Below are 1,371 nucleotides of genomic sequence, written 5' to 3'. Positions count from 1 at the left end.
CCTAAAATACTGAGACAGTAATAAAAAAGCATTTATTAGGCTGCTAATTTCCGATATTCTATCGGTGATTGGTAGCCTAGTTTTTGTTGAATTCGAACTTCATTATAATAAGTAATGTATTCTTTTACCGTTTCTATTACAATAGATGTAGGCTCATTTGTGAGCTTATCTAAGTAGAACGTTTCAGACTTTAGCGAGGCATGAAACGATTCGATGCAGGCATTATCTGATGGCGTTCCTTTACGGGACATACTCATGGTAATGCCTTTTGACTTTATTTGATTCTGATAATCAAAGGAAGTATAAACAGAACCTTGATCACTGTGCAATAGACAGTCGGTTGTTTTAGGTAGCTGATCAAGTGTATCTAGAACAAAAGCCGTATCTTGCTTATCACCGATGGTATAGGCGATAATTTCACCGTTGTACAAATCCATAACCGAAGATAAATACAATTGTTTTTGACCAAAAGGCAGATAAGTAATATCTGTAACCAATTTCTTTAAAGGTGCTTCTGAAGCAAATTGCCTATTCAGCTTGTTCTCGACTATTTTATAGGGTTGCCCAACTTTATTGCGTTTCTTTATTTTTACACGACAGTTCCAATGATATTTCTGCATAATCCTTTGAATCGTGTTTTTATTAACTTTGTATTCCTGGTTGATTAATGCAGCGATCTTTCGATACCCATACCTAAACTTATGCAAGAAGCAGAGACGACGGACAGCTTCTTCAAGGGCAGTCAATTTTCCTAAGTCTTTTCGATGAGTCCAACGATAATAGGTTGCTCGTGAAACTTCAAAAAGCTGACATAATGCAGTAGTGGTCAATTTTCCTTTCATTGATTTAACTAATTCTACAAATATTTCTGGTTCCACATCCTTTCCAACTCTTTGTATTTTTTTAACGCATCAATATGTATCTTTAAAAAATTATTTTCATTCTTAAGTTGTGTTTCGGTCGATAGTTCTTCTGGACCTTTTCCATAAGAATATTGTTTTCCAACAGGCTGAACAAGTCGGTGATTCTCACCATGACGATACCAACGCCACCACGTTTCAATTTGCGTCTTGTTTTTGATACCTAATTCTTCCATAATCGTTTTTACAGGAATTTTATCTTGTTTCATCTTTATAGCCATCTCTTTGATTTGAATCGGATAAGCCACTCGAGTTCCCATTAAAAAAGCACCTCCCATAATCGTTTTTACAGGAATTTTATCTTGTTTCATCTTTATAGCCATCTCTTTGATTTGAATCGGATAAGCCACTCGAGTTCCCATTAAAAAAGCACCTCCTTGTTAAATTCATTTTAACTTGAATTCAACAAGGGGTGCTTTTTTATTTTGTCTCAGGTTATTGGGTCAGTTCC

Annotated in this window: 1 protein-coding gene; it reads right to left on the bottom strand. The window is 35.4% G+C overall.

What is annotated here, in order from left to right; translation table 11 throughout:
- Positions 1 to 35: 35 nt before the first annotated feature.
- A protein-coding gene (locus tag FFM68_RS13060; RefSeq protein WP_114525319.1) for an IS3 family transposase occupies positions 36 to 1,180 on the bottom strand; the annotation gives its coding sequence in 2 pieces (ribosomal slippage) (positions 36 to 910 and positions 910 to 1,180; 1,146 coding nt in all).
- Positions 1,181 to 1,371: the final 191 nt, after the last annotated feature.

Origin of the sequence: Enterococcus xiangfangensis (assembly GCF_005405365.1) — a bacterium.
GTDB lineage: Bacteria > Bacillota > Bacilli > Lactobacillales > Enterococcaceae > Enterococcus_A > Enterococcus_A xiangfangensis.
The sequence above is the reverse complement of the archived record's forward strand: the minus strand, read 5'-3'. Positions and strand labels throughout refer to the sequence as shown.